Here is a 26,454-nt window from a genome sequence, read left to right as displayed (position 1 = left end):
TAGAAATTTTCAGCGAAGTTCCGAGATTGGGCTGGCTGGCTGTGTGCAGGATTGCATAGCGGGTTAGTTTAGACAGAATTTGCCTGGCGGCCATAGCGCGGTGGTCCCACCTGATCCCATGCCGAACTCAGAAGTGAAACGCCGTAGCGCCGATGGTAGTGTGGGGTCTCCCCATGCGAGAGTAGGACACTGCCAGGCATCAAACACGAGTTACCAGAGTGACATCTGGTAACTAACAAAATCGCTTAGAGCGGTTTTGCACAGCGCGGAGCGCTGGCCCTGTCAAGGGTAAGTATCGGGAAGATACGCGTAAAAGAATCGGTGGAGCGGTAGTTCAGTTGGTTAGAATACCTGCCTGTCACGCAGGGGGTCGCGGGTTCGAGCCCCGTCCGTTCCGCCACTTATTTAAATTATGCCTGCTTATCTTAGCAGGCATAATGTTAAGCATAATTTAGGGGCGTAGCTCAGTTGGTAGAGCACCGGTCTCCAAAACCGGGTGTCGCGAGTTCGAGTCTCTCCGCCCCTGCCATATAAATAGCCCTTCGCGAAAGCGAGGGGTTTTTTTATGCCCAAAAATCGTAATTAGTACATTTATGATACGTCGATACACTTACACTACTTCTTTAACATAGTTCTGCTTTTATCTTGACCTCTGTTCTGGCCTCTATTCCCTCATATTTTCCATCCATTTTACCAATTCCGAAAAGATCTTTTTGTTCGAACAATATTCTGCCATTAACAACAGTTCTTTTTTAAACCTGACAAAGTTTTAAAAGGTAACGTTCCCAATGCATACCTATTTAGCTGAATTTATGTACAAAACGATTGTTATTCTGTGGTGTGACGTTGCTCATTATTACTTTTACAAAATGTACTAAAACTAATTAACATTTTAGCTATCAGGAAGCTCACCTTAAAAAACATCATATGCTTTTAGAACAACATAATTTGCAAATTGGCCGATGCTCAGGACAGTAAATGACCTGAATGATTACCTTAACTGTTCTTCGGAATGGTAGTGAGTCAGCGGCTCGACGATGACAAGTGAGGAGAGAAATATGTACAGGCGTTTACTGTTAGCAGCAGCTGTAACAGCGGCAATGTGTAGTGCAGTCCAAGCGGCTCCGCTAGTCGTGGGTTTTTCTCAAATTGGTTCAGAGTCCGGTTGGCGCTCTGCGGAAACTAAGGTTTCTAAACAAGAGGCTGAAAAGCGCGGTATTACATTAAAAATCGCGGATGCTCAACAAAAACAAGAGAACCAAATCAAGGCTGTTAGATCGTTTATTGCTCAGGGTGTTGATGCCATTTTTATTGCTCCTGTGGTTGCAACGGGTTGGACACCGGTTTTGCAGGAAGCGAAAGAAGCTAAAATCCCGGTATTCCTGCTTGACCGAATGATAGAGGTGAATGACCCCTCCCTGTACACCGCCGCAGTGGCTTCAGACAGTGTATATGAAGGTAAAGTCGCTGGTGAGTGGCTACTGAAAGATGTGGCAGGTAAACCTTGTAATGTTGTTGAACTACAAGGCACTGTTGGCTCGAGTGTGGCTATTAACCGTAAGAAAGGTTTTGCTGACGGGATAGCGTCGGCACCTAACGTAAAAATAATTCGCTCTCAGTCCGGGGATTTCACACGGAGTAAAGGCAAAGAAGTAATGGAGAGTTTCATTAAAGCGGAGCAAAACGGTAAGAACATCTGTGCTGTCTATGCACATAACGATGATATGGCGATAGGTGCCATTCAAGCCATTAAAGAAGCCGGGTTGAAGCCGGGTTCAGAGATCAAAATTGTATCCATCGATGGCGTTCCTGATATTTTTAAAGCGATGGGTAGCGGAGAGGCTAATGCTACTGTTGAGTTGACACCGAATATGGCAGGCCCTGCTTTCGATGCATTAATTGCGCTGAAGAAAGATGGCACCCAACCGCCTAAGTTTATCCAGACAGAATCTCGTCTGTTACAGCCTGATACGGCTAAACAGGAATACGAATCTAAGAAGAGCCTTGGTTATTGATTCAAATGGCGGGGCTTGCCCCGCCTGCTTTCGTCACCTGTATTTGGGCAATATCTGAGTCGTTTTTGAACGTGGGTACATCTGATGGAAACACTGCTAGAAGTCCGTGGCTTGTCAGTTGAATTTCCTGGTGTTAAGGCATTGGACTCTGTCGATTTTTCTCTGCTTCGCGGTGAAGTTGTCGCATTGTTAGGGGAAAATGGTGCAGGAAAGTCGACTTTAATCAAAGCATTAACTGGGGTCTATAAGCGGGCCGCCGGTGAAGTTTATTTAGATGGTAAGGCCATTTGTCCCCTTGATACTGCGGATGCCCAGAAACTGGGGATTGGCACTGTTTATCAAGAGGTCAACTTGCTGCCCAATATATCTGTTGCGGCAAATCTATTCATTGGCCGTGAGCCATTACGTTGGGGGCTAATTGACCATCGCACAATGAATCTACAGGCAGAAAAGCTGCTAACGGGCTATGGTCTTACATTAGATGTGCAGCAACCGTTAGCTAACTTTTCTATTGCAATACAACAGATTGTCGCCATTGCTCGTGCGGTCGATCTATCAGCAAAAGTACTTATTCTGGATGAGCCAACGGCAAGTTTAGATGCTAAAGAAGTCAGTATGTTGCTGGATATTTTGCGTCAGTTACGAGATCAGGGTATCGGTATGGTATTCGTGACGCATTTCCTCGATCAGGTTTATCGGATCAGTGATCGTATTACTGTCTTACGCAATGGCAAACTTGTTGGCACTAAAACAACCGCAGAACTTCCCCGTATCGAATTGGTTCAGATGATGTTGGGTCATAGCTTTGATGAGCAATTACTCAAACGTGGTGAACATAATATTGTGGCAAGCAACCCACTGGTTGAGTTTAAAAACTATGGTCGGCGGGGTGTGGTGGAAAACTTCGATTTGGCTGTTTCTCCTGGTGAAATTGTCGGACTTGCTGGGCTATTGGGGTCTGGGCGCACCGAGACTGCGCAATTAATTTTTGGTGTTACGACACCGGATACTGGGGAGGCCAAAATACAAGGCAAGCCCGTTAAGATCCGAACACCACGCACGGCATCAAAATTCGGTTTTGGCTATTGCCCAGAAGATCGTAAAACTGATGGCATCGTCGGTGCTGCAACAGTTCGGGAGAATATTATTCTGGCCTTACAGGCCCAGCGCGGATGGCTAAGGCCACTTTCAATGCGGGAACAAACGCAAATTGCTGAGCAATTCATTCAGCAGCTTGGTATTCGTACTCCTGGCCCTGAGCAACAAATTCAGTATCTCTCCGGTGGAAACCAGCAAAAAGTTTTATTAGCGCGCTGGCTTGCCACAAAACCTCGATTTTTGATTTTAGATGAGCCAACGCGCGGTATTGACGTGGGGGCGCATGCTGAAATTATTCGGCTGATTGAGAAACTGTGTGATGAAGGGCTGGCACTGTTAATTATCTCTTCCGAATTAGAGGAATTGGCAGGTTATGCCGATCGCGTCATTGTTCTGCGTGACCGTCGACATATTGCACAACTCGGTCACGATGAGATTTCCGTTCCTGCCATCATGCAGGCGATCGCGGTGCAATAAGGAGTTACTTCATGGTTAATAGGAGCCTGTCAATGCCGCAACGACCGCGCAAAGTTAAATGGGTCTTGCCGAAAGGTGCCACTCAATTTGGTGCTCTGGCGGTCATTTTATTGATTGATAGTTTAGTCGCCCCGAACTTTTTCTCGATCCATATTCAGGATGGACGGTTGTTTGGCAGTGTCATCGATATTCTAAATCGCGGTGCTCCCGTTGCTTTACTGGCATTAGGTATGACACTGGTCATTGCTACTGGCGGCATTGATTTGTCGGTTGGTGCGGTAATGGCAATAGCCGGTGCAACTGCAGCCACACTGACCAGTGCTGGATATCCTTTACCCACGGTATTAGTCGCCGCCCTTGCGGTTGGCGCGTTATGTGGTTTATGGAACGGTTTCTTAGTGGCGGTATTACAAATCCAACCGATTGTGGCCACCTTAATGTTAATGGTGGCAGGACGGGGGATAGCCCAGCTTATTACTGAGGGGCAGATTGTTACATTTGATACAGGTGGCTTGGCGAAGTTGGGTAGCAGCACGCTGATGTATTTGCCGATGTCAGTAGTCATCGCATTTAGTATGTTGATTATAGTGTGGTTATTGACCCGAAAAACAGCACTGGGTCTATTCATTGAGTCCGTTGGTATCAACTTACGATCAGCACGTAATGCGGGAGTGAGTACTCGCTTGGTGCTGATTGCCGTGTATGTGATTTGTGGTATCTGTGCAGCGGTCGCTGGCATTATTGTGACGGCAGATATTCGTGGTGCCGATGCTAACAATGCTGGTTTATGGCTGGAGCTGGATGCAATTCTGGCGGTAGTCATTGGTGGTGCATCTTTAATGGGAGGGCGGTTTAATCTTTTGCTTTCGGTTATTGGCGCTTTGATTATTCAAGGGATGAATACAGGGATCTTACTTTCAGGTTATCAGCCAGAATTTAACCTAGTCCTTAAAGCTATTGTGGTATTAGCCGTCTTGATTGTGCAGTCACCGATGATCTCATTTAGCCATATCTTCACGAGGCGAAAATAATGTTAAAGCGCAATATTCCTTTGCTGATTACTATCGCCGTTTTTATTCTGGGATACGCTTTTTGTCTCAGTCAGTTCCCCAGTTTCTCCTCCACCCGAGTGTGGTGTGATTTACTGACTGATAATGCTTTTCTGGGCATCGTCGCCGTAGGGATGACTTTCGTTATTCTATCGGGCGGCATCGATTTATCGGTTGGGTCGGTAATTGCATTTACTGGCGTGTTATTGGCTAAGTTAATCGGAACTTATGGTATTCACCCAATGTATGCTTTTGCCATTGTCTTAGTTATGGGGGCGATGTTTGGTGCATTGATGGGATGGATTATTGATTCTCTGAAACTCCCTGCGTTTATTATTACTCTGGCTGGGATGTTCTTCGTTCGTGGTATGAGTTTTATCGTCTCTGAAGAGTCGATACCTATTGATCACCCACTTTATGCCACGCTGGCGAATTATGCCTGGAAAGTTCCTGGTGGCGGGCGATTCACATTATTAGCCTTCATCATGCTAATGGTTGTGGCATTTGGCATTCTGTTGGCTCATCGAACCCGCTTTGGCCATAATGTTTATGCCATTGGCGGTAATAGCGTTTCTGCCGGACTGATGGGTGTTCCTGTCAGGCAAACGACAATTAAAATTTATATGTTATCGAGCACGTTAGCCGCGCTATCGGTAATCGTTTTCTCACTCTATACCTCTGCTGGCTATGCATTAGCAGCCAGTGGTGTTGAGCTAGATGCCATTGCCGCAGTCGTTATCGGTGGCACATTACTTACCGGTGGTATCGGGACAGTTTTCGGCACGCTGTTTGGCGTCTTGATTCAGGGGTTGATTCAGAGCTATATCACATTCGATGGCACACTTAGCTCATGGTGGACCAAAATTGTCATCGGAATATTATTATTTAGCTTTATTGCGATTCAGAAGGCGATGAGTGCTTTTTATCTGAACCGGCGTGCTCGCCCTCAGTCGCCGCCACTTAATCCCGTATAGCGCTCTGAGCTGCGTTATTCATCGGTGTTTTTAACAGTTGTCGAATCAATGTTTGCTGGTCACTGTTTTGCAACCAAACAGCATACAGTGGCCGCACAATAGCTGGCATATCAGCGTTCATGGCCAATTGAGGGTATTCTTTTTGCCAGTGTTCGGGCAGGAAAGCACAGCCACCGGTGGTTTCCAATAGCTGCCGGGTCAAATGTGCCGATGTGGTCGTTAATACCGGCATTTGCTCGCTCTCCAGCAATCTATTCTCTTGCTGATGAAAATCAGCTCCCCACTCAAGCTTGATGTAAGGTGCCTCATTTGCATTTTTATGCTCGGCGTCTGGCTCAGTTTCTTTCGATAAATCAATCGGCTCAAAAGAAAATAGTCGCAGCGAAAAATGCCCTAACAGTTGGCTTGCCAGTTCATCCATTTTAGGCGGTTCGGTCGTTATCAATAAATCCAGTTGCCGCTCGTGCAACTGTTTCACCAGCGAGTGCCGCAGTGCAATCCGCGCCTCAAGGCGCAATGCCTCTCGTTGTTTATATAATTGTTGCAACCACGGAGTGAGGTATGCCTCCCACAGTGAGGCGGTTGCACCAATGGACAACTCGGTATGCTGTAGTGAGTGAGCAACCTCTTTTTTGGCTAGTTGCCAGGTACTCATCAGTGTTTCTGCGTAAGGCACCAAACGTTCTCCCGCAGGTGTCAGACGAATATTATTGCGATGACGAGTGAATAAATTTGCACCTAATTGATTTTCCAACTGACGGATACGAAAACTTACCGCCGACTGTGTTAAGTACAAAGATTCAGCAGCGCGACCAAAGTGGCGAGTCCTACTGACCTCCAAAAAGGTTTTCAGTAATTCGGTATCCAAACCCATCTCCAATTTTTTTTGTCGTTAAGATTTAAATGTTTTGTTTTACACGCTGTCAAGCCTATCTAATACTCCGCGCCATAAACAGCACGACCATGAGAGAATTAGGAGCGTGTCAGATGGCGGATAGCTTCATCACGACCAATCGTTTTTTTGATAATAAGCATTATCCTCGCGGGTTCTCGCGCCACGGCGATTTCACCATTAAAGAGGCGCAATTACTAGAGCGCCATGGCTACGCCTTCAACGAACTCGATCTCGGAAAACGCCAGCCTGTAACGGAAGAAGAACAGTTGTTTGTTGCTGTTTGTCGCGGCGAACGTGAGCCCGTCAGTGCCGAGGAGAAAGTCTGGTCCAAATATGTGACCCGAACTCGTCGTCCTAAACGATTCCATACTCTATCAGGCGGCAAGCCGCAGATGGATGCGGTGGAAGATTATACCGATAGCGACGATTAATCCCCTCTTATCCTTCGTCCTTGAAATCGCAGGGGTGTTCGCGGCGTGCTCTTACCCGAATCACTTACTTGAGTAAGCTCATCGGGATGCGTTTGCTTGCAGCCTACCTGCGATTCCAATGACTTTGGATAATACTCTTCGTTAGTGGAACCACAGGGGTGTTAGCGGCGCGCTCTTACCCGAATCACTTACTTGAGTAAGCTCATCGGGATGCGTTTGCTTGCAGCCTACCTGCGATTCCAATGACTTTGGATAATACTCTTCGTTAGTGGAACCACAGGGGTGTTAGCGGCGCGCTCTTACCTGAATCACTTACTTGAGTAAGCTCATCGGGATGCGTTTGCTTGCTGCCTACCTGCGATTCCAATGACTTTGGATATCAGAGAGGTGTTTGATAATAGTGGATTTTTTTCTCCCCTATTTACATCAGGCTCTTGTGTAACTGCAACAGCAGCCGGTCCATACAACGATAGCTCAGTGCTTCCGAAAGATGATTTCTTTGGATGTAATTCTCCTGAGCGAGATCGGCAATGCTCCGCGCTACTTTTAAAATATGGTGCCAGGCGCGTACCGACAAACCCAGCGTCAGCAGGACTTGCTCCAGAAAGGCCGCATTCTCAGGAGTGAGGGAGCAATATTCGGCAATTTCTTGGCTATTAAGCTGAGAATTTATCTTCCCTGCTCGATCCAATTGCCTCTGCCTTGCCTGCAATACTCGTAGCCTGACCGTTTCACTGCTTTCCCCTTGATGTTTCTGAGCCCCCAGCATACCTGATGGCAGCAATGGCACCTCTATCGACAAATCAAACCTGTCCAGAAACGGCCCCGACAATTTTGCCAGATAGCGCAGAATCTGTTGTGGCGGTGTACGGTTATGGACACCCTGATAATGGCCGCTGGGGCTGGGGTTCATTGCGGCAATCAGTTGCACTTTGGCAGGAAAGCACACTTTAGCCGCTGCACGAGAAATGATAATTTCGCCTGATTCCAGTGGCTCGCGCAGTGAATCCAGCACCCGACGTTCAAATTCAGGTAATTCATCCAGGAAGAGTACACCATTGTGCGCCAATGAGATTTCACCGGGGCGTGGAATAGAACCACCGCCAATCAGTGCCGCCATTGAGGCGCTATGGTGGGGGGCGCGAAAAGCCCGGCAACGCCATTGGGCGGGTAGCACGTTACTGTGCAGTAGACCGTTAATGGCCGCGGCCTCTAATGCCTCTTGATCCGTCAGCGGCGGCAATAATCCAGTTAACCGATTTGCCAGCATCGTTTTGCCCGTTCCTGGTGGCCCGAGTAATAGCAGGTTATGGCCCCCCGCCGCAGCAATTTCTAAGGCTCGCTTAGCCTGTGACTGCCCAATGATATCTTGCAGGTCGAGGCTGCTATCCCACTCTGGTGTAGATTCAACTAGCTGGCCCTGAGCAAGGGTATTTTCACCCTGTAAAAAACCGCACACGGCTAACAAGTGATCGGCAACCCGGCTGTTACCTTGTGGAATAAGACCTATCTCAAGATTATTCGCGACCGGAAGAATTAATTGCCGCTGAACTTGGCTACTGGCGAGTGCTGCCGGAATTGCGCCGCTAACCCGCCTTAGCGCCCCTGATAGGGCTAACTCACCCAAGAACTCATAGTGGGTTAATTTATCCGCAGGAATCTGTTCTGACGCTGCCAGTATTGCTAAAGCGATAGGGAGATCATAGCGGCCACCCTCTTTCGGCAAGTCTGCCGGTGCCAAACTAACAGTGATACGTTTCGCCGGAAAGGTGAATCCACTGTTGATTAATGCGCTCCGAACCCTATCTCGAGCCTCTTTTACGGTGGTTTCCGGTAATCCGACCAAAATCAATCCGGGGAGCCCATTGCTGATATGAACTTCTACTGTAACCGGTGGGGCCTGAATGCCTAATGTGGCGCGGGTATGAATGGTTGCCAGTGACATGCTGCTTTCCTTTGCCGTAGGGCTACCGGGACTTTTATTAATCGACCGGGCTGAGATATGAGGTAGCCGCAGCAGTGTGCCCTAGGTCTTTTTTGAGTACAGCGAAAAAGAATTGATTTGCGAACGCTCGCGAGAAATTTCGATGCAAGGGAAGTATCAAAATTAAAAATTGCGATACGGTACGCAAAAAATGGCCAAACTACTGATATGAGTATTACTAATTGATAAATAATATATTTGTGTCATATCGTGTAGCGGCTCACAGAATAATAATTTAAATAAATATTGTCAGATAACCAATAACTGTGATAACTCTGTAGGTATTCGTTCGACACTGACAGATGAACAACCTAATTATGAAAGCGATTGTCCAAGTGATTAACCTAGTCCTAATTAGCGTGGTGGTGATTATTATCCCACCGTGCGGGGCTGCACTTGGACGAATAAAGGCATAAAAATCAAGCCTTAATCTCAAGAGAACCCCCGCACCGAAAGGTCCGGGGGTTTTTTATTGGTACGTTAAAGACGCGAGGAACATAAAATGCACAACAGAATAAAATCCTGTGCCTCCCGCGAAAGGTCGGGGAAATAACTATGAATGGTGCTCAGTGGGTGGTTCAAGCGTTGCGTGCGCAGGGTGTTGATACGGTATTCGGCTATCCGGGTGGGGCAATAATGCCTGTCTACGATGCTTTGTATGATGGTGGTGTCGAGCATTTGCTCTGCCGCCATGAGCAAGGTGCTGCGATTGCTGCCATTGGCTATGCCCGTGCAACCGGTAAAGTCGGGGTGTGTATTGCCACTTCTGGACCTGGAGCCACTAATCTGATCACCGGTTTGGCTGATGCATTGCTGGATTCAGTGCCGGTCATTGCTATCACCGGTCAGGTGGGGTCTGCTTTAATCGGTACTGATGCTTTTCAGGAGATTGACGTATTGGGTTTGTCACTTGCCTGTACCAAACACAGTTTTCTGGTTGAATCATTAGAGGCGTTGCCTGGTATCATGGCGGAGGCGTTTGCCATTGCTACCAGTGGCCGCCCTGGACCGGTTTTAATCGATATTCCGAAGGATATTCAGTTAGCTGTGGGTGATTTAACCCCGCACCTGATGCCAGTTGAAGAGCATCTTGTTGATTCTGCTGCCGAGTTACAACAAGCCTGGGATATGCTGGCAACCGCGCAAAAACCGATGTTGTATGTCGGTGGCGGGGTTGGCATGGCACAGGCCGTTCCTGCTTTACGTGCTTTTATCGAGGTAACGGGTATTCCTGCGGTTGCCACTCTGAAGGGTTTAGGCGCACCGGATACTAATCATCCGTGCTATCTGGGTATGCTGGGGATGCATGGCACTAAAGCCGCAAACTTTGCGGTGCAGGATTGCGATTTATTGATAGCGGTTGGCGCGCGGTTTGATGACCGTGTCACCGGCAAGCTGAATACATTCGCCGCAAAAGCAAAAGTTATCCATATGGATATCGACCCGGCTGAATTGGGTAAATTGCGTCAGGCGCATGTCGCGTTGCAGGGCGATTTGAAAGTATTGCTGCCCGCATTACAGCAACCGTTGGATATCCAGCCGTGGCGTGATGAGGTCATGGCATTGAAACACCAGCATAGCTGGCGCTACGATCACCCTGGCCAGGCAATTTATGCTCCGTTGTTACTGAAGCAGATATCTGAACGCAAAGCACCACAAGCGGTAGTGACTACCGATGTGGGCCAGCACCAGATGTGGACGGCGCAGCATATGAACTTTACCCGACCTGAGAATTTCATCACATCCAGCGGTTTGGGCACGATGGGTTTTGGTGTGCCGGCCGCGGTTGGCGCACAAATGGCCCGTCCTGATGACATGGTTATCTGTATCTCCGGTGACGGTTCGTTTATGATGAATGTTCAGGAGTTGGGCACGATAAAACGAAAACAGTTACCGCTGAAAATCGTATTATTAGATAACCAGCGATTGGGTATGGTTCGACAGTGGCAGCAACTGTTTTTTGATGGACGTTATAGCGAAACCAATCTTTCTGATAACCCCGATTTCATCACACTGGCCAGTGCGTTTAATATCCCCGGCCAACGTATCACCCGCAAAGACCAAGTCGACGCCGCTCTGGATGCGCTGTTTAACAGCGAAGGCCCTTATCTGCTCCAGGTTTCCATCGACGAACTCGAAAACGTTTGGCCGTTAGTGCCGCCAGGCGCAGGTAATGAAACCATGCTGGAGAAAATCTCATGATGCACCATCAATCCTCTATCCAACATCAAATCTCTATCCAAGCCCGCTTCCGCCCTGAAATGTTAGAGCGTGTATTGCGGGTTGTGCGGCACCGTGGCTTCCAGGTTTGTGCTATGAATATGTCGCCAATGATTAATGCTGAGAATATTAATATTGAATTGACCGTTGCCAGCGGGCGACCTGTCGATTTACTGTCTTCTCAGTTAAGTAAGCTTATGGATGTCGCCTGCGTCGAGATCCTACAACCTAATACATTACAGATACGCGCCTGATGCGCCACAAGGAAAGAAAAGAATGACGAAGAAAGCTGATTTTATTTGGTTTAACGGTGACATGGTTCCGTGGGCAGAGGCTAAAGTTCACGTGATGTCTCACGCGTTACACTACGGCACGTCAGTCTTCGAAGGTGTCCGTTGCTACGACTCCCACAAAGGGCCGGTAGTTTTCCGTCACCGCGAACATATGCAGCGTTTACATGACTCAGCTAAAATTTATCGTATGCCGGTTTCCCAGTCGGTTGATGAGCTGATGGAAGCCTGCCGTGCGACATTGCGTAAAAACAATCTGACCAGCGCGTATATCCGCCCGTTAGTGTTTATTGGTGATGTCGGTATGGGTGTGAACCCGCCAGATGGCTATAAAACAGATGTGATAATCGCCGCGTTCCCATGGGGTGCTTATCTGGGTGCGGAAGCGTTGGAGCAAGGCATTGATGCCATGGTGTCCTCATGGAACCGTGTGGCACCAAATACCATTCCAACTGCGGCAAAAGCCGGTGGTAACTACCTGTCCTCCTTGTTGGTGGGCAGCGAAGCACGCCGTCACGGCTATCAGGAAGGGATTGCGCTGGATATTCATGGCTTCTTGTCTGAAGGTGCGGGTGAAAACCTATTTGAAGTAAAAGATGGCATCCTGTTCACGCCGCCGTTTACCTCTTCAGCCCTGCCGGGTATCACCCGTGATGCGATTATCAAACTGGCGAAAGATATGGGTCTGGAAGTGCGTGAGCAAGTGTTGTCACGTGAATCTCTCTATTTGGCGGATGAAGTATTTATGTCCGGTACTGCGGCAGAAATTACCCCGGTACGCAGCGTGGATGGTATTCAGGTCGGTATTGGTAAACGTGGCCCGGTTACCACCAAGATCCAACAAGCATTCTTTGGCCTGTTCACCGGTGAAACTGAAGATAAGTACGGTTGGCTGGATCCAATCAATCAATAATCAATAAAAACTGACAGACAGAATCAGCAGGTGGTTCGTTCGCCACCTGCAACACAGAATACATTGGAGTGAAGAGACAATGCCTAAGTACCGTTCCCATACCACCACTCATGGCCGCAATATGGCCGGCGCTCGTGCACTGTGGCGCGCTACCGGTATGACCGATGATGACTTCGGCAAACCGATTATTGCAGTGGTTAACTCATTTACCCAGTTTGTACCGGGCCACGTTCATTTGCGCGACTTAGGCAAGCTGGTAGCGGAGCAAATTGAAGCGTCTGGCGGCGTGGCTAAAGAGTTCAACACTATTGCGGTGGATGATGGGATCGCGATGGGCCACGGCGGCATGCTCTATTCACTGCCTTCACGTGAATTGATTGCCGACTCCGTAGAATACATGGTTAACGCTCATTGCGCGGACGCCATGGTGTGTATCTCTAACTGCGACAAAATTACCCCAGGGATGCTGATGGCGTCTCTGCGTTTGAATATTCCGGTGATCTTTGTGTCCGGCGGCCCGATGGAAGCGGGTAAAACCAAGCTGTCCGATAAAATCATCAAACTGGATCTGGTGGATGCCATGATCCAGGGCGCAAACCCGAATGTCAGTGATGCCGACAGTGAGCAGATTGAACGCTCTGCCTGCCCGACCTGTGGTTCCTGCTCGGGGATGTTTACTGCCAACTCGATGAACTGCTTAAATGAGGCGCTGGGTCTGGCGCTGCCAGGTAACGGTTCACTGTTGGCGACCCATGCTGACCGTAAACAACTGTTCCTCGATGCTGGTAAGCACATTGTTGAGCTGACTAAACGTTATTACGAACAGGATGATGTTAGTGCCTTGCCGCGCAGCATCGCGAACAAAGCCGCATTTGAAAACGCTATGACGCTGGATATCGCGATGGGCGGCTCGACCAACACCGTGCTGCACTTACTGGCCGCAGCACAGGAAGGGGAGGTTGATTTCGATATCAGCGATATCGACCGTTTATCTCGTCAGGTGCCTCATTTGTGTAAAGTCGCGCCGAGCACGCAGAAATACCATATGGAAGACGTGCACCGTGCAGGTGGGGTTATGGGTATTTTAGGCGAACTGGACAGGGCTGGCTTGCTTAACCGCGAGGTGCGTAATGTGTTGGGGCTGAATCTGACCGATACGCTGGAAACCTATGACGTGATGCTTACCGGTGACGAAGGGGTCAAGCAGATGTACGCCGCGGGCCCGGCGGGTATTCGTACCACTAAAGCCTTCTCGCAGGATTGCCGCTTCCCATCACTGGATACTGACCGCGAAGAGGGTTGTATCCGTACTCGCGAACATGCTTACAGCCAAGACGGCGGTTTAGCTGTGCTGTACGGCAATATCGCCGCGAACGGTTGTATTGTTAAAACCGCCGGTGTGGATAAAGAGAGCCTGACCTTCCGTGGCCCGGCAAAAGTGTATGAGAGTCAGGATGATGCGGTAGCAGCGATTCTCGGCGGTAAAGTTGTGGCGGGTGACGTGGTCGTTATCCGTTACGAAGGGCCAAAAGGTGGGCCGGGGATGCAGGAAATGCTCTATCCGACCACTTATTTGAAATCCATGGGATTAGGCAAGAGCTGTGCTTTGCTGACTGATGGCCGTTTCTCCGGCGGGACGTCTGGTTTGTCGATTGGTCATGTTTCACCAGAAGCGGCCAGTGGCGGCCTGATTGGTCTGGTGCAGGATGGCGATTTCATTGATATCGATATCCCGAACCGTGGCATTGTGTTGGATGTGAGCGAATCTGAGCTGACTGCTCGTCGTGAAACGGAAGAAGCCCGTGGCGATGCTGCCTGGTCGCCTAAAGCCCGCGAACGTCAGGTTTCTTATGCACTGCGCGCTTATGCTCTGCTGGCAACCAGCGCCGACAAAGGTGCTGTGCGCGACAAAAGTAAGCTGGGAGGCTAATACCCATGGCGGTATCACAACCCTTATCTGCTGCCCCTTGCGGGGCAGAATATCTGCGGGCGATATTGCGCGCGCCGGTGTATGAGGTGGCGCAAGTCACCCCGTTGCAAGTGATGGAAAAAATCTCTTCCCGCCTGGCTAATACTATTTTGGTTAAACGTGAAGATCGCCAGCCAGTGCACAGTTTTAAGCTGCGTGGTGCTTATGCGATGCTGGCGGGTCTGACAGAAGAGCAGAAAGCCTGTGGTGTGATAACCGCCTCTGCCGGTAATCATGCGCAAGGTGTCGCCCTCTCAGCCAGTAAGCTGGGTATCAAGGCACTTATCGTGATGCCGGTAGCAACCGCTGACATCAAAGTGGATGCCGTGCGCGGTTTTGGTGGTGAGGTGCTGCTGTTCGGTGCCAATTTCGATGAAGCCAAAGGCAAAGCTATCGAGTTATCCCAGCAGCAGGGTTATACCTTTGTGCCGCCGTTTGACCATCCGGCCGTTATCGCCGGGCAGGGGACGCTGGCGATGGAGTTACTCCAGCAAGACGCACACCTTGATCGGATTTTTGTCCCGGTCGGTGGCGGTGGGCTGGTGGCCGGTGTGGCGGTGCTTATCAAGCAACTGATGCCGCAGATTAAAGTGATCGGGGTTGAAGCGGAAGACTCAGCTTGTTTACGTGCCGCACTGGATGCGGGCAAGCCGGTTGACCTGGCCCGTGTTGGGTTATTTGCCGAGGGTGTCGCCGTTAAACGTATTGGCGATGAGCCATTCCGCCTGTGCCAAGAGTATTTGGACGAGGTGATAACCGTCGACAGTGATGCTATCTGTGCGGCAGTAAAAGATTTATTTGAAGATGTGCGTGCCATCGCCGAACCTTCTGGTGCTTTGGCGCTGGCGGGCCTGAAAAAGTATGTTCAGCAGCATAATATCAAAGGCGAACGTCTGGCCCATGTGCTGTCCGGTGCTAACGTGAACTTCCACGGTCTGCGCTATGTGTCAGAACGTTGTGAGCTGGGCGAGCAGCGTGAAGCTTTGCTGGCCGTAACTATCCCCGAGAAAAAAGGCAGTTTTCTCCGTTTCTGCGAGTTGCTGGGGGGGCGTTCGGTCACTGAATTCAACTACCGTTATGCGGATGCCGATAATGCCTGCATTTTCGTAGGGGTACGTTTGACGCGCGGCTATGCCGAGCGGGCAGAGATATTGGCTGAGCTACAGGCAAAAGATTATCAGGTGGTGGACCTATCTGACGACGAGATGGCCAAACTGCATGTGCGTTATATGGTGGGTGGTCGACCTTCCAAACCATTGCGTGAGCGGCTGTACAGCTTTGAATTCCCTGAATCACCGGGCGCATTGCTGAAGTTCTTGCATACATTAGGTACGCACTGGAATATCTCTTTGTTCCACTATCGTAGCCATGGCACTGATTTTGGTCGGGTATTGGCAGGGTTTGAGTTGTCAGATTCTGAGCCGCAATTTGAAGAGCACTTGGCCGCTTTGGGCTATGATTGCCATGATGAAACCAACAACCCGGCGTTTAAGTTCTTTTTGGCGGGTTAAGTTTTGGCTGGATGAAGTGGCGGTGAATACCTATCAACCACAATAAAACTCAGGGCTAATAAGCGCTGAGTTTTTTATTTCCACTTAGTTATATTTAATCTTCTTATATATTCTCAAAAATAAGCATTCCAAATGAAATTCAGTATTAGTGCAGCGTAATATCATCTGTGGATTTATTAATTGAGATTAATAATATCGCAGTTAATTACCACATTGTTGAATGTTTATTGTTTCTCATGGTTTGAATAATATATGGAGATTTTATATGAGTGAAACATTAGCCTTGATTAAGGCATCAATTAAGTCACCGGTACCTGACTACATACCCCCTACGCCGCTAAGTAACCGTTTGAATCCTCTGCAAAACTCAATTCGGTCTTATTCAATGCGTGATGGGACGACAACAATTGAAACAACGCGTCGCAAAGGGGAGATCGTTAGGCAAATTGTAACAAGAGAACACATTGATGCTGCAAGCAATAAGACGGTTAAAGTGAAAACCTTTGATGCAGCTACCAATACGATAAATCAGGCTATCGAGCACTTTGATTCTAACAATAATATGACTAAGAGGGTCGTTGAAAGTTTTAGTTATGACCCAGTTAAAAAGGCAGTACAATTGAGCGAAACAGTGGTAGTAAAACAAAGTTTCGATGCTAAAAATAATATAACGCACCGCGCTGAACAGAAAACTAATGCTGCTGGTGAAATCACTTATAACCTGGTTGATACCTATCCCAACGTAAACATTACCAACAACTTGCAAAGCGACACCTGCCAACTGACCGATTCGATAAACAGTTTCCCTACCAAAGAGAGCGCTCCTGCTCCTGTGGAGGCGACTATGTGTAATCCTTTAACTCTGGGGCCGAGGAATCTTGTTCCCGCCATAAATTACGCTTCACGATTGTAAACTACAGCAGCCCCCAAAATGCTTCGATCAACGGCTCATTGAGCCGTTTTTTGGGCACACACACACCCAGCTCAAATGGCTCGACCAACGAGATATCATCCAGCAAGGAAATGCGGTTGCGCACCGGTTCCGGGCTGTTATCCACCACCACTGATGGGATCAGTGCCACACCGCAGCCCAATGCTACCATTGATACAATTGCTTCATGGCCGGAAACCGTAGCATAAATCAATGGGTTACTGATGCGCTGGCGGCGGAACCACAAATCAATGCGTTTTCGTGATGGGCCATGCTCAGGCAAAATAAAGGGGACCGTGGCCCAATCGGGCTGTTCCACCGAGACCTGTGAACGCACTGCGCAAGGCAGGGCTGGCGCAATCAAAACCAGCGGAATCTCGCCAATCTGGGTAAAGGCGATGCTGGTGGGGAGCACTTCAGGGCGACCAGCAATACCGAGATCAGCCTCATTCGATTGCACTTTATCTACCGCATCGGCGGCATCACCGGTAGTGAGTTTGATTTCAACCAACGGATGACGTGCGCGAAAACGATCGAGAATGGGGGGTAAATGGCTATAGGCGGCGGTGACTGAACAAAATAGCCGCAGTTCGCCACTGAGTGATGGCCCGTGCTGACCCAAGGCATGGCGCAGCTGTTGGTACTGTAGCAATGTCTGTTGAGCAAAAGCCTTGAGCTGTGTACCGGCATCGGTCAGTTGCACCGTGCGGTTGTCTCGTAAAAACAGGGGCTGTCCGAGCGTCTCCTCCAGCCGCTGAATCTGGCGCGATAGGGTGGATGGACTGACGTGTGTCGCTTTAGCCGTGCGGCCAAAGTGGCGGCTTTCAGCCAAATGCAGAAACAATTTCAGGTCACGTAAATCCATAACAGACAGCCTCTTAGGTGAGAAGAGCTATTGTATTGCATAAGAAATAAACTGTATTGCAGAATTTGCAACGTCACATTGTTAATATATCAATTTCAGCAATGTGTTTCCTGTCATATAGTGAATCCAAGATAATCCCCGGCCCAGACAGGGGATGTGAAAAACAGCAACACACAACATTAGCTACACAAACACAATATTCGTTTGCAGTAACCAAAATAAATAGCTGCACCCACAAAACAGAACCCGAACGGAGTAATACCATGGCTAACTATTTCAACACATTGAACCTGCGTCAGCAGTTGGCGCAATTAGGTAAGTGTCGCTTTATGGCACGTGACGAATTTGCCGATGAAGCAAGCTACCTGAACGGTAAAAAAGTGGTGATCGTCGGTTGTGGCGCACAAGGTCTGAACCAAGGCTTGAACATGCGTGACTCTGGTCTGGACGTGGCTTACGCTCTGCGCAAAGAAGCGATTGCCGAGAAGCGTGCTTCATGGCGTAAAGCGACTGAAAATGGCTTCAAAGTAGGCACTTACGAAGAGTTGATCCCACAGGCTGATTTGGTGGTTAACCTGACACCAGACAAACAGCACACCGCAGTGGTTCAGGCAGTTCAGCCACTGATGAAAGATGGTGCAGCACTGGGTTATTCTCATGGCTTCAATATCGTTGAAGTGGGTGAGCAAGTTCGTAAAGACATCACCGTTGTGATGGTAGCGCCGAAATGCCCTGGCACTGAGGTTCGTGAAGAATACAAACGTGGTTTTGGTGTGCCGACGCTGATCGCGGTTCACCCGGAAAACGATCCTAAAGGCGAAGGCATGGCGATTGCCAAGGCTTGGGCGGCAGCAACCGGTGGCCATCGCGCGGGTGTGTTGGAGTCCTCTTTCGTTGCGGAAGTAAAATCTGATCTGATGGGTGAGCAGACTATCCTGTGTGGTATGTTGCAGGCCGGTTCATTGCTGTGTTTCGATAAGCTGGTTTCTGAAGGTACTGACGCGGCTTATGCTGAGAAACTGATTCAGTTCGGTTGGGAAACCATTACCGAAGCGCTGAAACAAGGCGGGATTACGCTGATGATGGACCGTCTGTCCAATCCGGCTAAACTGCGGGCTTATGCGCTGTCTGAACAGTTGAAAGAAATCATGGCTCCGTTGTTCCAAAAGCATATGGATGACATCATCTCCGGTGCTTTCTCCAGCGGTATGATGGCTGATTGGGCGCAAGACGATGTTAAATTGCTGGGCTGGCGTGAAGAGACCGGCAGAACAGCATTCGAGAATGCGCCACAGTTTGAAGGCAAAATCTCTGAGCAAGAATATTTCGACCACGGCGTATTGATGATTGCCATGGTGAAAGCTGGTGTTGAGTTGGCATTCGAAACTATGGTTGACTCCGGTATCATCGAAGAGTCTGCATATTATGAATCACTGCATGAGCTGCCATTGATCGCCAACACCATTGCCCGTAAGCGCTTGTATGAAATGAACGTGGTTATTTCTGATACGGCTGAATACGGTAACTATCTGTTCGCGAACGCGGCGGTTCCGTTGCTGAAAGGCAAATTCATGGATTCACTGCAAGCAGGGGATTTGGGTAAGAGCGTTGCCGGTACTGCGGTTGATAACGCGCAACTGCGTGATGTGAATGAAGCCATTCGTAACCACCCAATTGAAGCCGTAGGTCACAAACTGCGTGGCTATATGACCGATATGAAGCGTATTGCAGTTGCGGGCTAAGTCCCTTTTGTCTTTGACGTCGCGGCATTGTTAGCGGCGTTTAACTCTGCGTGAAACAGGCCGCTGCCATTAAATAATGGCAGCGGCTTTTTTTTATCTCAAATTTAAGCCATATCTTGCAGGCGAAAATTTATTAAATTAATGCTATCCCGGCCCGAAAAAAATCTTGTAAGGTGTTAATCGTGGTTTAACACATCGCAGACAAACTCAGTATTAAACTCTATTAATCATAATATTCTTATGAAGGTAATAACGCACCTCGCTAATTAGCGGGGTGTTTTTATTTGTGGGTCTGGCAAAGCTAAAGAATAAAACTCATGACATTTAAATAATGTTAAGGAGGTGAAAAAGATAAATAGGTTTAGCAGTCAATATTCTCGTTAATTATAAAAACTTAAATAAGGAAATAAAGTATGGGAAAAGGACACAGTAATGTAATGGGTCAGGGCCGCCGTGGCTCAACTGATGGCGTCAAGGGCGTGCCGAGAGGGCTTAGTGCTGGAAATCCTAATAAAGGTAGAGGGTGGGGAGTATCGCAAACCCCCTATGGGGCTATTCGCAATTATAATCCAAGCAAGTTCGGTAGCCGTTCTGGCGGTAATCGAGGTGGCAATAACCGTTCACGTCATCGCGGCAATCCTCCAAGTCCCCCTAATCTGGCACAAAGGCCAGAGCTACAAGTAGCAATAGTCCCCGGTGTTGCCGTTCCCCTATCACTGGTTGCTGGTGAATGGGGGTTTACGCTGCTTAAACCAAAGGTAGTTGCTGCGGCACTTGATCTGGCTCTTACGCGGATGGCGATGTTTGCTGTGGACGCGGCGCCTTATGTCGGGCGGTTCGCCGGGGTTGTTGGCATGTTGCTGGCACCCTCTGAAATCGCGAAAGATGATATGTCAGTGACCCGGCGCACGGTCGTCACCCTGCCTGCCGAGCGCATCATCAGCGTGCCATTGGCACAATTACCCACACAATCAGCAGTAGTGGCTAATGTCCGGCTGCATGATGTGGTACAGGATGGTGTGCAGAAAATCGCGGTAGTGAAATCCAAACATGTGCCGATTACGGTGCCAGTAGTACAGGCTAAACCCACTGATCGGACAGGAGTATTTACCGCTCAGATCCTCAATGGGATGCCATCTATCCACATCCATATTGATACGAGTTCTTCCCCTCCCACGGCAACGCAACCAAGCGGTATTCGTGAGGTGAGGGATAGCCCTGTAACACCGGTATTTTCTCCACTGGGAAGTAACAGCCATGACGCGATTGTCTACTTCCCCGCAGAAGCGAATACTGACCCAGTCTATATCTCGGTCACGACCGTATTGACGCCAGAGCAGATTACGCAGGTGGAGGAGGAAAATCGGCAAAAACAAGCACCATGGGATGCCAATTATCCGGTTGAAGCGGCGGAATACCAGGTAAGCCAAGCGAATGACGCTTTGGCCCTGGAACAGAATAATATTGTACCCTATCAGGCGGCACTGGATGAGCTTAAGGGGACCTGGGAAGGGCGTCTTTTAGACGATCCTGATCGATACCCTTTTAGAGATGAAATCGAAGAATTCATCTCTATATCGAGTAGTTCTAGATACCGTTTTATGTTCGACATTGAGATAAAGAACCGCCAGGAGCTGGAGAATCTATTAAATATTGGCGGTGAAGCCTTTGATCCCTTCCCTGATGGCATGAGTCCAGAAGAGATGGAATACTATGGATATCATGCTGGGTTGCTCATGCAGGCGTTAACGATTGGGCATTATGATCTGTTGCGTAAACACCTGTTGGCTTATCAGGCTAATATTAACACGGCTCAGTTGGCTTTAGATTCTATTCAACACCAATTAGATATGGCTATAAATGCCGTCAATAATGCTGAGCAGCATTTAACTCAGGTTAGAGCTAATGTTGAGAATGCATCTTTGACGGCAGAAACCGCAGAATGGCTGCGACCTGCTGAGTTTGAGCAATGGAATGCCGAAGTAACAGAACGGTGGCAAATTAAGGATGAGCAGCGGGCAATAGAGATAGCTGAATGGCAACAGCGCGTTGAACGTGAGCAACTGGCGGCAGAAGCGGCAGACGGCTTTGCTAAACAGCAAATAGCTATTCGCCACAATAGCTTTTCTTTACCGGCTCATCCGAAAGGAAGTACCCAGACGCCTGGTTTTGCCGGGGTAGGAATGGGGACGATTGCCTTAAGTTCCCCGGTAGCCAGAGGATTTAGCGCCACGTTACGGACAGCATTGGCGAGATTCAGTACGATTGCTCCCCCCTTCAATAGCAATGACTGTTGGTTCTGGTTTCTACCCAACCAAGGTAGGGGGAGGGCCAGATAAACCTGCACTTGTGGGTAGCTTCCCGCTTAGCGAAATGGGGTTACCCCCTGCAACACCGCTACCGCAGCAAGGTGAAATTGATCTTCCTGTCAGAATGCTGATGACGGATCAGGATGATTGGACGGATGTTTATGCAGTAAAAACCGGTGCCGCAAATATTGCCGCTAAGGTAAAGGTTGCCACTGCCCAATTTGATCAATCAAAAGGTGTTTATACTTTTACCACCGACAGTCAGCCGCCACGCACCTTTATTTTTACGCCAGCAAAACCGCCCGGCATGGATATCAGCTCGGTATTGCCACAACCGCCCAGTGCACCGGTTGTTCCGTCGCATACTGGGGCTGATATCACCTTCCTGGCTACCAAGCCGGGCTTAATATTTCTGGCTCTGGAAGAGGGTGATTTCCACGATTACATCATTTGGTTCCCGGCAGCGTCGGGGCTGGAACCGGTGTATATTTATTTTAAAACGCCACGGGATGAGCCGGGTGAAGTAACCGGTCGTGGGCAGCAAGTTGCAGGCGTTTGGCTGGCAGAGGCGGGTAAGGGGCTGGGAGCACCTATCCCAGTACAGATTGCCGATAAATTACGTGGCAGGAAGTTCAGTAGTTTTGATAGATTTAGGGAAGCGTTTTGGCAGGAGGTTGCGAATGACCCTGAGCTATCTGGGCAGTTCTCACCTTTAAACCAGAATAGAATGAAACGTGGTTATGCTCCATATCCAATACCAACTGAGCAAGTAGGAGGAAGAGAGAAATTTGAGCTTCATCATATTAAATTTATTCGTGATGATGGTGCAGTTTATGACATTGAAAATATAAGGGTAATGACACCAAAACGACATGTAAATATTCACTCAAAGACTGGAGGCGAGTAATGGAATTAAAAAATAGTATAAGTGAATATACTGAGTTGGAATTTTTAGCTTTTTTAAAAAAAATTTGGGCCGTAGATGTTTCAGAGAAGGAACATGATGCTCTTATTCATCATTTTGTAATGCTCACTGAGCATCCTCACGGGAATGGATTGCTATTTTATCCCGATTCAGACGTTGATAATAGTCCCGAAGGTATTCTTGAGTTCATTAAAAAATGGCGAGCCGAAAATGGCAAGCCTGGATTCAAAGAGTAACTTATATCGTTAAGTAAAAATATAGGCCGCCTTTCTGGCGGTTTATATTTTATTAATTAGTTAATAAAATATAAACACTCATTTATTATATCATTTGGTCCTCAGATTATTAGTGGCTGGGAGCTCCGATCCCAGTACAGATTGCCGATAAATTACGTGGCAGGACGTTCAGTAGTTTTGATGGATTTAGGGAAGCGTTTTGGCAGGAGGTGCGAATGACCCTGAACTGTCTGGGCAGTTTAATAAAACTAACTACGTCGAAATGCTAAATCAACGAGCCCCATACCCACCTTCCATAGAGCAAATTGGTGATAGGAAAAAATATGAAATTCATAATGTTAAGTTTATAAATAACGGAGGAGAGGCTTACAATATTGAAAACCTAAGAATCATGACACCGAAACGGCACATTAATATTCACTCCGGAAATAGAGGGAAATAATATGGAACTTAAAAAAGAGTTAACAGACTATACTGAAAATGAATTTCTAGAGTTGATTAATTTATTATTTATTGGTGAATTCTCTTCAGAAGAGGAGCATGACGAACTTGTAAATCATATTGTAAAAATTACAGAACACCCTAATGGTACTGATATCCTTTATTATCCTGAGACTGGAGTGGAGGATAGCCCCGAGGGAGTTATTAAATTCATTAAAAAATGGCGAGCCGAAAATGGCAAGCCTGGATTCAAAGAGTAACTTATATCGTTAATTAATAATATGGGCCGTCTTTATGGTGGTTTATATTTGCATGATTTATAATTCTGTAATTAATGAGTCGGTTATATAATATAAATAGCTCTAAGTTCGGATGAGGATGTGTTAACTTTTCTATCTTAATGCCTATGTATTTCATGGGGGTGAGATTTATTAAATTAATCCTATCCCGGCCCGAAAAAAATCTTGTAAGGTGTTAATCGTGGTTATACACATTATGGGTATATCTATTGTTTCTCAATATTATTAATTAATAGACCTTGCTAATTAGTGAGGTCTTTTTTGTGGGTGATATTAATCAAATAAATGAAAAGGCATTTAAATATAAAAGGAGAGCAGTAATGAGTGATATCCAAACTGTTTTGACGCGTTGGGGTGTATGGGCTAGGGATAACTCTCATCTGGATTATCCTCATATCGCTAGCGGGTTTAAGGGATTGGTGACGAGCAATAGACAGGTAGAGTCATGTTGCGATAATGACGGATTAGCCATTGATAAAACAATAGGAAATTTACAGCGGGCCTCGCGAGAAAAAGAACTGGAACTTATCCTTCGACATTATGTGTATGGGCAATCTAAAGCCTCTATTGCCCGATTGAAAAAATGTAATGAACGGGAGATTCGACGTCAATTACAAGTTGCCGAAAGTTTTATTGAAGGATGCATAATGCAATTGGGTATTTCACTGGAAATGCAGGTGGAGTGATTTTTTATAAACACAATAAGCTTTAATAGAATAGAGCAATCAAGAATAGATCTTATTATCGGTAATTAGACTTGAATCAGAAGTGGAATAGGGCGGGGCAAGATATATGACTGGTTGTGGTAATTAGAAACCAGAATATAAACTGTCTCTGCGACAGTTTATATTCATTAATTTTTTATTTTAAATTGCTGCTAAATGCCTTTCGGTTACCTAAATCATCAATTAAGACAAAATTGACCGTCTTGCTGCCTGCTGGGGGTAAACGATTGAGCGAAAAATCGAGCTTCGAAAAAGGAGCAACCATATCTGGCAGGCTTTCAGTTGAGCCTAATGTCAGTGAGGCTAATGATGCATAATAAGGCGTCGGGTTATCAACCTGAATCAGGGCGGTATCGCTTTTTGTCTCAAGAGTAAAGGTTAACGCCTTACCTAAAGTATCTCCTGGGGCTGGTAAATTTTTAGGGCGGTAAAATACTTTGTATTGCATGCGCAAGGCCAGCGTGACGAAAGATTCATCCTCAGTTTTAGGGGTCACCTTCGGTGGAATTTCGTAAACATTGAGCCAAAATGCAGACTCCCTATCAACGGGTAATTTACTGGCCCCCGATAAGATCAATCGCAGGCTACGTTGTGCCTGTGGTTGTAGCCGAAATAGCGGAGGCAACACTAATACCGGTGAAATAGACTTCTCTGGTGTTGCGGTCAAATCACCGTCATCCACCCAGACCTGCACTGCCACCGGATAGCTATTGCTGTTAACCAGTTGTAGTGACTCTTCGGTGCTACCTTCACTGAAGATAATACGTGTTCTTTCCGCAATGACACTTGCCGTGGCCGGTATACTGGTAACCATAAGCAACAAAAGTAACCCACCAATCCCACTATTTATGTGTCTGAAAAACATATTATTGGACACGTATAACCACTTGCGCATGTGCATTCACCGCTCCTGGTGTCACAGTTTGCCCGCTGATTTTAGTTAACTCAGCCCGAAAGTTCTCAGTGTAACTATTACCCCCACTCACCGTGCCGGTTATTTCTTGGGCGCCCTGGAAGATGCCATACCAGCCGGCGTTATTACCGGTTTGAGTTACATTCTTTGATAGCAGATAAATCGGGCTATTATTGCGGTAGATACGGATGCCTACACCGCTTGCTGTTCCGGCAGAACCATAACTATCTGACACCAAGTGGCTGATCCCGCCACTGCCGTTCATTAATCCCAAAGCTTGCGCTTTAGCGGCATTTGCTGCGGGTACCAGAAAGCCCATTGCTACCGTGCCAGCAGTGACACCTGATGTCACGCCGGTCTGGCACTGAAAGTCTACTTTAAATTCAGCAGAAGTGGTGCTGCCGCTGTTCAGCTCTGCCACAGAAATTCTCGGTAATATCACTGTGGGGGTAAAATTGGTTACCGCACAAATCGTGGTTCGACGGAAAGTGACATAATTGTACAATCCAATAGAGGCAGGCCAGGTAGCATACCAGCCGGGCCAGTTTGATACTGAGTCAGTTCCTTCAATAGGGCCACTAATCCCTGGCCCTTTAAACGCGATATAAGCATTGGGTTGGGTATAGGCATACAGGTAAGAGGCTGCATTGTTAGTGCTGGCACGGGCATAATCAATACGAAACAGCTCGGTATACAGGTTACTGAAATTCTTGGCTTTGACTAAAATACGGCCACTGCTGTCTTTATCCAGGTCGGTTAAGCGCCGCCCTTTCCATAAGCGCGAGTAATACTCGCCAGTGGATAGATTTGTAAGCCTGATAACAACATTGCGGACATAGGTGGCAAAACCAGAGGGAACATTACCGGCAATGGCACCATCTTCATTTTTACCACCAAAGTCATTATCTCCGTTAGTAGCATACATTTCGAAGAGTTGATCAACATCGGCCGCAGCGCAGCGAAATAGCACCCGATTAGGGTCATAACCGGTGTTCAGGGCAAAGGTGGTGAAGTCAGAGGTACCTGCGGCTAATAATGTCCCATCGGGTTGAAAATTCGCCGCCGTGCTAAGGTCAATAAGGCCCGGCAAGCCGAGTGAGCCATTATTATAATCCAGAGAACCCGCCCAGTCACTTGCCGTACCATCGCCAACACCAAGCTGACTTTGTATCGTAATCCGGGTACAGGTTGACCATGCTGAGGTGCTGCATAACCCTATAAATAATATCATTCCAGCCGCAA

23 protein-coding genes, 2 tRNA genes, 1 rRNA gene and 1 pseudogene are annotated in these 26,454 nt (G+C 47.8%); 22 read left to right on the top strand and 5 right to left on the bottom strand.

The window, feature by feature from the left end; all coding sequences use genetic code 11:
- The first annotated feature begins 82 nt into the window (after nt 1–82).
- The 7 genes from rrf to yjfF all read left to right on the top strand — a co-directional run bounded on the left by rrf (nt 83) and on the right by yjfF (nt 5,613).
- Nucleotides 83–198: ribosomal RNA gene (rrf, locus tag ACWJJO_RS21845) — 5S ribosomal RNA — on the top strand.
- Between the two features lie 125 nt (nt 199–323).
- Nucleotides 324–400: transfer RNA gene (locus ACWJJO_RS21840), tRNA-Asp, on the top strand.
- 53 nt (nt 401–453) lie between these two features.
- Nucleotides 454–529, top strand: a tRNA-Trp gene (locus tag ACWJJO_RS21835).
- Between the two features lie 529 nt (nt 530–1,058).
- The gene (gene ytfQ / locus ACWJJO_RS21830; RefSeq protein WP_481091516.1) at nt 1,059–2,015 is read left to right on the top strand and encodes a galactofuranose ABC transporter, galactofuranose-binding protein YtfQ; all 957 of its coding nucleotides are present in this window, start codon (nt 1,059–1,061) and stop codon (nt 2,013–2,015) included.
- A gap of 84 nt (nt 2,016–2,099) precedes the next feature.
- Nucleotides 2,100–3,590 carry a galactofuranose ABC transporter, ATP-binding protein YtfR gene (gene ytfR, locus ACWJJO_RS21825; RefSeq protein ID WP_083161828.1) on the top strand — a complete coding sequence of 497 codons (1,491 nt, stop codon included), beginning with the start codon at nt 2,100–2,102 and terminating at the stop codon, nt 3,588–3,590.
- Nucleotides 3,591–3,601: 11 nt separating this feature from the next.
- Nucleotides 3,602–4,621, top strand: a complete 1,020-nt coding sequence (gene ytfT / locus ACWJJO_RS21820; protein WP_083161830.1) for a galactofuranose ABC transporter, ATP-binding protein YtfT — start codon at nt 3,602–3,604, stop codon at nt 4,619–4,621.
- Complete coding sequence (gene yjfF, locus ACWJJO_RS21815) at nt 4,621–5,613, top strand: galactofuranose ABC transporter, permease protein YjfF (protein ID WP_481091515.1); 993 nt, start codon at nt 4,621–4,623, stop codon at nt 5,611–5,613. Before ytfT ends, yjfF begins: the two co-directional genes overlap by 1 nt.
- Here the strand turns inward: yjfF and hdfR are convergent.
- The gene (gene hdfR, locus ACWJJO_RS21810) at nt 5,600–6,481 is read right to left on the bottom strand and encodes an HTH-type transcriptional regulator HdfR (RefSeq protein WP_083163991.1); all 882 of its coding nucleotides are present in this window, start codon (nt 6,479–6,481) and stop codon (nt 5,600–5,602) included. The two genes, yjfF and hdfR, sit on opposite strands and share 14 nt — an antisense overlap.
- 119 nt (nt 6,482–6,600) lie before the next feature.
- Between hdfR and ACWJJO_RS21805 the strand changes: the two genes are divergently transcribed.
- Entirely contained in the window at nt 6,601–6,939 is a 339-nt protein-coding gene (locus ACWJJO_RS21805) for a MaoP family protein (protein ID WP_005190326.1), read from the top strand.
- 421 nt (nt 6,940–7,360) lie between these two features.
- Here the strand turns inward: ACWJJO_RS21805 and ACWJJO_RS21800 are convergent, their stop codons facing one another.
- Nucleotides 7,361–8,884, bottom strand: a complete 1,524-nt coding sequence (locus ACWJJO_RS21800; protein WP_372569773.1) for a YifB family Mg chelatase-like AAA ATPase — start codon at nt 8,882–8,884, stop codon at nt 7,361–7,363.
- Nucleotides 8,885–9,240: 356 nt separating this feature from the next.
- On the opposite strand from ACWJJO_RS21800, the gene ilvL reads away from it, so the two are divergent.
- From ilvL to ACWJJO_RS21765, 7 genes are all read left to right on the top strand, one after another.
- On the top strand, nt 9,241–9,339 hold the full coding sequence (gene ilvL, locus ACWJJO_RS21795; protein WP_071817873.1) for an ilv operon leader peptide: 99 nt from the start codon (nt 9,241–9,243) through the stop codon (nt 9,337–9,339).
- Between the two features lie 139 nt (nt 9,340–9,478).
- Nucleotides 9,479–11,125, top strand: coding sequence for an acetolactate synthase 2 catalytic subunit (gene ilvG, locus ACWJJO_RS21790; RefSeq protein WP_083161836.1), 1,647 nt, complete (start codon nt 9,479–9,481; stop codon nt 11,123–11,125).
- Nucleotides 11,125–11,397, top strand: a complete 273-nt coding sequence (gene ilvM / locus ACWJJO_RS21785; protein WP_372560674.1) for an acetolactate synthase 2 small subunit — start codon at nt 11,125–11,127, stop codon at nt 11,395–11,397. Before ilvG ends, ilvM begins: the two co-directional genes overlap by 1 nt.
- 22 nt (nt 11,398–11,419) lie before the next feature.
- Complete coding sequence (locus tag ACWJJO_RS21780) at nt 11,420–12,346, top strand: branched-chain amino acid transaminase (RefSeq protein WP_083161838.1); 927 nt, start codon at nt 11,420–11,422, stop codon at nt 12,344–12,346.
- A 79-nt stretch (nt 12,347–12,425) separates the two neighbouring features.
- Nucleotides 12,426–14,276 (top strand): dihydroxy-acid dehydratase, encoded by a 1,851-nt coding sequence (ilvD, locus tag ACWJJO_RS21775; protein WP_083161840.1) that lies wholly within the window; start codon nt 12,426–12,428, stop codon nt 14,274–14,276.
- A gap of 5 nt (nt 14,277–14,281) precedes the next feature.
- Nucleotides 14,282–15,826: a threonine ammonia-lyase, biosynthetic gene (gene ilvA, locus ACWJJO_RS21770; protein ID WP_083161842.1), complete on the top strand. Its 1,545-nt coding sequence runs from the start codon at nt 14,282–14,284 to the stop codon at nt 15,824–15,826.
- Nucleotides 15,827–16,091: 265 nt separating this feature from the next.
- Nucleotides 16,092–16,739, top strand: a complete 648-nt coding sequence (locus tag ACWJJO_RS21765) for a hypothetical protein (protein WP_420073695.1) — start codon at nt 16,092–16,094, stop codon at nt 16,737–16,739.
- A 1-nt stretch (nt 16,740) separates the two neighbouring features.
- Here ACWJJO_RS21765 and ilvY read toward each other — a convergent pair whose 3' ends face one another.
- The gene (gene ilvY / locus ACWJJO_RS21760; protein ID WP_005190304.1) at nt 16,741–17,622 is read right to left on the bottom strand and encodes an HTH-type transcriptional activator IlvY; all 882 of its coding nucleotides are present in this window, start codon (nt 17,620–17,622) and stop codon (nt 16,741–16,743) included.
- A 263-nt stretch (nt 17,623–17,885) separates the two neighbouring features.
- On the opposite strand from ilvY, the gene ilvC reads away from it, so the two are divergent.
- The 7 genes and pseudogenes from ilvC (at nt 17,886) to ACWJJO_RS21725 (ending at nt 24,260) form a co-directional block, all read left to right on the top strand.
- A complete protein-coding gene (ilvC, locus tag ACWJJO_RS21755) occupies nt 17,886–19,364 on the top strand; it encodes a ketol-acid reductoisomerase (protein ID WP_083161846.1) in 1,479 nt (492 codons plus the stop codon).
- A gap of 413 nt (nt 19,365–19,777) precedes the next feature.
- Nucleotides 19,778–21,703, top strand: coding sequence for a colicin-like bacteriocin tRNase domain-containing protein (locus ACWJJO_RS21750; RefSeq protein ID WP_481091514.1), 1,926 nt, complete (start codon nt 19,778–19,780; stop codon nt 21,701–21,703).
- Nucleotides 21,651–22,580, top strand: a complete 930-nt coding sequence (locus tag ACWJJO_RS21745) for an S-type pyocin domain-containing protein (protein ID WP_420073942.1) — start codon at nt 21,651–21,653, stop codon at nt 22,578–22,580. The genes ACWJJO_RS21750 and ACWJJO_RS21745 overlap by 53 nt, the downstream gene beginning before the upstream one ends.
- On the top strand, nt 22,580–22,834 hold the full coding sequence (locus ACWJJO_RS21740; protein WP_050136300.1) for a bacteriocin immunity protein: 255 nt from the start codon (nt 22,580–22,582) through the stop codon (nt 22,832–22,834). Before ACWJJO_RS21745 ends, ACWJJO_RS21740 begins: the two co-directional genes overlap by 1 nt.
- Before the next feature lie 116 nt (nt 22,835–22,950).
- Nucleotides 22,951–23,276, top strand: a pseudogene (locus tag ACWJJO_RS21735) (HNH endonuclease).
- A 1-nt stretch (nt 23,277) separates the two neighbouring features.
- Nucleotides 23,278–23,535 (top strand): bacteriocin immunity protein, encoded by a 258-nt coding sequence (locus ACWJJO_RS21730; protein WP_481091513.1) that lies wholly within the window; start codon nt 23,278–23,280, stop codon nt 23,533–23,535.
- 359 nt (nt 23,536–23,894) lie between these two features.
- Nucleotides 23,895–24,260, top strand: coding sequence for an antiterminator Q family protein (locus tag ACWJJO_RS21725; protein ID WP_083161860.1), 366 nt, complete (start codon nt 23,895–23,897; stop codon nt 24,258–24,260).
- Nucleotides 24,261–24,435: 175 nt separating this feature from the next.
- On the opposite strand, the gene ACWJJO_RS21720 is transcribed toward ACWJJO_RS21725, so the two are convergent.
- Together ACWJJO_RS21720 and stbD are read right to left on the bottom strand one after the other, a co-directional pair.
- Nucleotides 24,436–25,200, bottom strand: coding sequence for a fimbrial biogenesis chaperone (locus tag ACWJJO_RS21720; protein WP_102970512.1), 765 nt, complete (start codon nt 25,198–25,200; stop codon nt 24,436–24,438).
- Nucleotides 25,166–26,443 (bottom strand): fimbrial usher protein StbD, encoded by a 1,278-nt coding sequence (gene stbD, locus ACWJJO_RS21715; protein WP_193784856.1) that lies wholly within the window; start codon nt 26,441–26,443, stop codon nt 25,166–25,168. Before stbD ends, ACWJJO_RS21720 begins: the two co-directional genes overlap by 35 nt.
- Nucleotides 26,444–26,454: the final 11 nt, after the last annotated feature.

Source organism: Yersinia antarctica (assembly GCF_056636475.1).
Note: the sequence above shows the minus strand (reverse complement) of the source record. Positions and strands in the feature narration are given on the sequence as shown.

What these genes read in the sequence shown, in the direction of transcription:
- ilvY (WP_005190304.1), bottom strand. Translation starts at nt 17,622, where the DNA reads ATGGATTTACGTGACCTGAAATTGTTTCTGCATTTGGCTGAAAGCCGC.
- ytfR (WP_083161828.1), top strand. Translation starts at nt 2,100, where the DNA reads ATGGAAACACTGCTAGAAGTCCGTGGCTTGTCAGTTGAATTTCCTGGT.
- ACWJJO_RS21780 (WP_083161838.1), top strand. Translation starts at nt 11,420, where the DNA reads ATGACGAAGAAAGCTGATTTTATTTGGTTTAACGGTGACATGGTTCCG.
- ilvA (WP_083161842.1), top strand. Translation starts at nt 14,282, where the DNA reads ATGGCGGTATCACAACCCTTATCTGCTGCCCCTTGCGGGGCAGAATAT.
- stbD (WP_193784856.1), bottom strand. Translation starts at nt 26,443, where the DNA reads ATGATATTATTTATAGGGTTATGCAGCACCTCAGCATGGTCAACCTGT.
- ACWJJO_RS21730 (WP_481091513.1), top strand. Translation starts at nt 23,278, where the DNA reads ATGGAACTTAAAAAAGAGTTAACAGACTATACTGAAAATGAATTTCTA.
- ytfT (WP_083161830.1), top strand. Translation starts at nt 3,602, where the DNA reads ATGGTTAATAGGAGCCTGTCAATGCCGCAACGACCGCGCAAAGTTAAA.
- ACWJJO_RS21750 (WP_481091514.1), top strand. Translation starts at nt 19,778, where the DNA reads ATGGGAAAAGGACACAGTAATGTAATGGGTCAGGGCCGCCGTGGCTCA.
- ilvG (WP_083161836.1), top strand. Translation starts at nt 9,479, where the DNA reads ATGAATGGTGCTCAGTGGGTGGTTCAAGCGTTGCGTGCGCAGGGTGTT.
- ACWJJO_RS21765 (WP_420073695.1), top strand. Translation starts at nt 16,092, where the DNA reads ATGAGTGAAACATTAGCCTTGATTAAGGCATCAATTAAGTCACCGGTA.
- ilvC (WP_083161846.1), top strand. Translation starts at nt 17,886, where the DNA reads ATGGCTAACTATTTCAACACATTGAACCTGCGTCAGCAGTTGGCGCAA.
- ACWJJO_RS21800 (WP_372569773.1), bottom strand. Translation starts at nt 8,884, where the DNA reads ATGTCACTGGCAACCATTCATACCCGCGCCACATTAGGCATTCAGGCC.
- ilvL (WP_071817873.1), top strand. Translation starts at nt 9,241, where the DNA reads ATGAAAGCGATTGTCCAAGTGATTAACCTAGTCCTAATTAGCGTGGTG.
- ilvD (WP_083161840.1), top strand. Translation starts at nt 12,426, where the DNA reads ATGCCTAAGTACCGTTCCCATACCACCACTCATGGCCGCAATATGGCC.
- ytfQ (WP_481091516.1), top strand. Translation starts at nt 1,059, where the DNA reads ATGTACAGGCGTTTACTGTTAGCAGCAGCTGTAACAGCGGCAATGTGT.
- ACWJJO_RS21745 (WP_420073942.1), top strand. Translation starts at nt 21,651, where the DNA reads ATGACTGTTGGTTCTGGTTTCTACCCAACCAAGGTAGGGGGAGGGCCA.
- ACWJJO_RS21805 (WP_005190326.1), top strand. Translation starts at nt 6,601, where the DNA reads ATGGCGGATAGCTTCATCACGACCAATCGTTTTTTTGATAATAAGCAT.
- ilvM (WP_372560674.1), top strand. Translation starts at nt 11,125, where the DNA reads ATGCACCATCAATCCTCTATCCAACATCAAATCTCTATCCAAGCCCGC.
- ACWJJO_RS21740 (WP_050136300.1), top strand. Translation starts at nt 22,580, where the DNA reads ATGGAATTAAAAAATAGTATAAGTGAATATACTGAGTTGGAATTTTTA.
- yjfF (WP_481091515.1), top strand. Translation starts at nt 4,621, where the DNA reads ATGTTAAAGCGCAATATTCCTTTGCTGATTACTATCGCCGTTTTTATT.
- ACWJJO_RS21725 (WP_083161860.1), top strand. Translation starts at nt 23,895, where the DNA reads ATGAGTGATATCCAAACTGTTTTGACGCGTTGGGGTGTATGGGCTAGG.
- ACWJJO_RS21720 (WP_102970512.1), bottom strand. Translation starts at nt 25,200, where the DNA reads ATGCACATGCGCAAGTGGTTATACGTGTCCAATAATATGTTTTTCAGA.